Genomic DNA, 4,452 nt, shown 5'->3' on the forward strand with positions numbered 1-4,452 from the left:
AAAATCACCAGTTCGGGAGATGTTACAACCATTGCAGGCAACGGACAGTGGGACTACTCTGATGGTAATGCGCTGGAGGCAGGTATCTGGGGTCCAATTGGATTGACTGTAGACTCCAACGATAATGTTTATGTTTCGACCTCTCTAAATAGAATCAGAAAAATCACATTGGAGGAAGATTTCCTACTGAGTGGAACGGCCAACCCGAGTGATGGCATTGTGGATATTGTATTACAAGCCGAGGATACCAAAAATGGGGTGAAAGAACAGGCTTTTTCGATTAAAGTGGATATTACGTCTCCAGTATTTAACTCACCAGCCAATTATCAATTGAATGAGAATATTCCTATCACTTCATACGCATACGCAGCTGGTGTTAATGATGAAACTCAAGTAACATTTTCATTAGGAAATGCACATGATGAGTCATTGTTCAATATGAACGGACAGTATACCAATGCAGTTTATTTCAATAAATCCCCTGACTTTGAAAACCCGCATGACTCTGATGGAGACAATGTATACGTGATTGAACTTATAGCAACAGATGAGGCTGAAAATAGCACTAGCCTTTTAGTTAATCTAACAGTCAAAAATTTAAATGAGAACGACCCTATTATTACTAGTGACGGTGGAGGAGAAAGTGCTTCGGTAAGCGTAGAAGAAAACTCCACTTTAATTACAAAGGTTGTTGCAGGCGGAATAGAAGAGGGCTTCGATATTTATTATACCAAGTCTGGTCCCGATTCTTATTATATATTACTTAACAGTACCACTGGTGAATTAACCTTTAGATTAAATCCAGATTTTGAATTCCCTGTTGACAGTAACAAGGACAATGTTTATGAGGTCACAATTACTGCTCAAGAAGGGGATAGAACCGATAGCCAAACTATTTTGATTAATGTAACTGATGCTTTTGAAAGTAAAGCACCAGTTTTTGTGTCAGAGCCTATTATTTCTGTTAATAGTGACCAGTTTTATGAATACTCTATTATTACGGATGATCCAGATAATGACAAAGTTGAGCTTTCATTAGAGTCAGGCCCAGATTGGCTTGAATTAAAGAATGACAAGCTGCAGGTAACTACCTTTGCAGGTTCTGGTCGTGGAAATATTGAAGGTCAAAGACTAGTGGCAGAATTTGATGGGCCTATTGATATAGTCATGGACGCAAATGGTAATTTCTATGTGCTGGAAGAGAATATCAGGAGGGTTAGAAAGATTGGTACAAATGGGGGAGTTACCACACTTGCTGGATCTGGGTCGATTGGTAGTACCAATGGCAATGGAGAAATAGCTTCATTTAGGTCCCCTAATGGGTTGGTCATGGATGACTCGGGTAATCTTTATGTGGCGGATACAGGAAATGGCTTAATTAGAAAAGTTACACCAAGTGGGGAGGTGAGTACTTTTGCCGGCTCAGGTAATAATTCATATGCAGATGGTAATGGTACTTCTGCTTCTTTTGTTTTTCCCTCAGGTATTACTATTGATGATGTTGGGAATATTTATGTAGCTGATCATTTGGATCACCGTATTAGAAAGATTACTCCCTCTGGAGATGTTAGCACTATAGCTGGCTCTGGAAATTATGGTTTCTCGAATGGAATTGGTGTAGAAGCAACTTTTAATGGGCCTATTGATCTTGCAATTGACAGTCATGGGAACATATTCGTTCTGGACCAATATAATTATAGAATCAGAAAAATAACTTCTGAGGGAGTGGTATCTAGCTTTGCTGGATCGGGGCTGTCTAAAATCGAGGATGGAACAGGGGCTCAAGCTTCGTTTAAAGCACTGTCGGGAATAACAATTGATGCCAATAATGTTATTTATGTATCGGATGCACATAGTATAAGGAAAATATCACCTGAGGGCGTGGTTTCTACAATAGCTGGGTCAGAGTATGGGACATTCCTTGACGGTATTGGGACCAATACAAATTTCAGTTCACCGGGGGGCTTAACAGTAGCTCCAGATGGTGCCATTTACGTGGCGGATAGGAATACCCACAGAATTAGAAAAATAGCTCAAACATCAAGTCTATCTGGTACACCTTTGGGTATAACGGGAGATTTTGAAGTGGAATTAAAGGCATCTGATTCAGATGACGGTTCTAATACTCAGTCGTTTACTATTACAGTGATTGATATAATACCACCCGTCTTCACTTCGTCTACTTCATCTACTTTTGTTGAAAATGGAACTGGTATAGCCTATACCATTACAGCAACTGATGCCAATGATGTCACCTATAGCTTAGGTGTAGGTAATGACGAAGGTTTATTTGATTTAGTAGGGGATGCTGTTACGTTTAAAACTATCCCTGACTTCGAAGCTCCAACTGATGGGGATACCGATAATGCTTATGTCATCAGAGTTAAGGCCAGTGATGGAGTGAATGAGGTAAGCCAATTAGTGACAATATCAGTGACTGACACTGATGAAACACCGGTAATCATATCTACTCCCGTTACCTCAGTTAAGGAATCAATCCAGTATGTATATGGGATTTCAATAGAAAGCCTGAGTAATGTCAGCTATACGCTTGAAGCAGAGACATTACCTGATTGGATGACGCTAATTGGTAAGAATGCTGTAACAAAATATGCAGGTTCTGGTGAAGTTGGTCAGGATAATGGTGCATTACTGAGCGCTACATTTAATATTCCGCTGGGCATAACGAGAGATGAAGACGACAATCTTTATGTGACAGACCTATTCAATCATGTGATAAGAAAAGTTTCTAATTCAGGACATGTAAGCACAATTGCCGGCACTGGTGCTATAGGTTATGTTGATGGTACAGCTTCAGAAGCCACTTTTAATGAACCGAGTAGTATTGTTATAGACAGTCATGGAAATCTATATGTGGCTGATAGAGAGAATCATGCCGTCAGAAAAATCAGTCTTTCAGGTGAGGTAAGTACTTTTGCCGGTAATGGTCAAAGGGGCTATATGGATGGACAGGGTACTTCTGCTCAATTTAGTCGTCCCACAGAATTAGCCATTGATTCAAATGATAACATTTACGTTACGGATCAAAGTAACTACCGAGTGAGAAAGATTAGTCCTGAAGGAGTCGTTTCTACAATAGCAGGCAATGGTGACTCAGGTTATGTAGATGGTGATGGGACTATCGCTCAATTCTCACAACTTACGGGGATTACGGTTGATTTGAACGGGAACATATATGTTTCAGATTATGATAATCACCGCATTAGGAAGATTAACCCACAAGGCAATGTCTCAACATTAGCAGGGTCATCCACAAGGTCAGTTATTGATGGCCTTGGTGCAGAGGCTGCATTTTATTCACCATTTGGAATGGCTATTGACGAAAAATTCAATATCTACATTACCGATCAGCGATATGTAAGAAAAATTACTCCAGATGGACAGGTAACTACTATTGCTGGTTCTAATCAAAACGGAAATACTGATGGAGAAGGGTTAAGTGCATCCTTTAATGAACCTCATGGTGTTGTTATTGATTCAAAAGGTGATTTATTTATCACAGAAAGTTCTAATAATTTTATCAGAAGAGTATCACTAAAAGACCACACACTGGTTGGTAACCCTCTAAATAAGGTAGGAATTCACAATGTCAGTTTAAAATCAAGAAATTCTAATGGTGAAACAGATGTGCAGTCTTTTTCAGTTGAAGTATTAGATGCTACTCCTCCTGTATTTACTTCAGCCTCTACAGCTACATTTACAGAAAATGAAATAGGTACAGCCTATATAATTGCTGCAACAGACTACAGTTCAATTACTTATGCATTGGGTGCAAGTAACGATGAAGGACTTTTTGATGTGAATGAAACTACTGGAGAAGTAACTTTTAAAGTATCTCCAGATTTTGAAAACCCTCAAGATAGTGATACGAATAATTCATATGTATTAGAAGTATTGGCTATTGATGCTTTAGATAACTCCGCAAACTTCACAGTTACCATTTCAGTAACAAATGCAGATAACGAAGCACCTGTTTTTACTTCAACGCCTGTTACAGAGGTTAATGAAAATGAGCTTTACGAGTATTTTGTTGAGGTGTCTGATCCAGATAAAGACGCTGTAAGTCTAACGTTAGAAGAAGGGCCAGAATGGTTGAATCTTTCAAAAGATAGTAATAATATGGTCTCTACCTTGGCAGGATCAGGAGATAACAGTACTGTTGACGGTATAGGGCAAGAAGCTTCATTTTCATTTCTAACCAGATTAAGTATTGATAACAATGGGGACTTGTATTTAGGAGAACTCGGGTCAAAAACCATAAGAAAGGTATCTCCAAATGGGAATGTAACTACCCTATCTGTTGTGTCTGATGGCACCCGAATAAATGGTACTTTATCAGAGTCATCTTTTGGAGAGCCGAATAAGATTCTTATTGATGATTCAAGTGGAATCAAGTATGTTTTGGACGGATCTATTATAAGAAAAATTGAT

Annotated in this window: 1 protein-coding gene; it reads left to right on the forward strand. The window is 38.9% G+C overall.

Annotation, left to right across the window (positions count from 1 at the left end):
* Window positions 1-4,452: NHL domain-containing protein (locus OB69_RS17920; protein ID WP_157608632.1), on the forward strand; the 4,452-nt coding region annotated here is incomplete at both ends.

The organism is Roseivirga seohaensis subsp. aquiponti (genome assembly GCF_001267955.1).
In the GTDB taxonomy this organism is placed as follows: domain Bacteria; phylum Bacteroidota; class Bacteroidia; order Cytophagales; family Cyclobacteriaceae; genus Roseivirga; species Roseivirga seohaensis.